This is a genomic window from Escherichia sp. AM3 (assembly GCF_032029835.1).
GTDB lineage: Bacteria > Pseudomonadota > Gammaproteobacteria > Enterobacterales > Enterobacteriaceae > Escherichia > Escherichia coli.
The window spans coordinates 1-259 of record NZ_JAVUPQ010001095.1 but is presented as its reverse complement, the minus strand read 5'-3'; the positions used below and the strand labels follow the sequence as shown (position 1 = coordinate 259).

The following is a 259-nucleotide window of genomic DNA, read 5'->3' as shown; positions in this document are numbered from 1 at the left end:
CTGCCCAGCTTAACGAATGGCAGGAAAAAGCGGAACTGGCGCTGCGTAAAGATAAAGATGATCTGGCTCGCGCTGCGCTGATTGAGAAGCAGAAGCTGACCGACATGGTTGCCACGCTGGAACACGAAGTGACGCTGGTGGATGATACTCTGGCGCGTATGAAGAAAGAGATTGGTGAGCTTGAAAACAAACTCAGCGAAACCCGTGCACGTCAACAGGCTCTGGCGCTGCGCCACCAGGCTGCAAGCTCGTCCCGCGA

Annotated in this window: 1 protein-coding gene; it reads left to right on the top strand. The window is 55.6% G+C overall.

Annotation, left to right across the window (positions count from 1 at the left end; genetic code table 11):
- A partial coding sequence (locus RTW80_RS29860; RefSeq protein WP_312721775.1) for a PspA/IM30 family protein occupies positions 1–259 on the top strand: 259 nt, incomplete at both ends.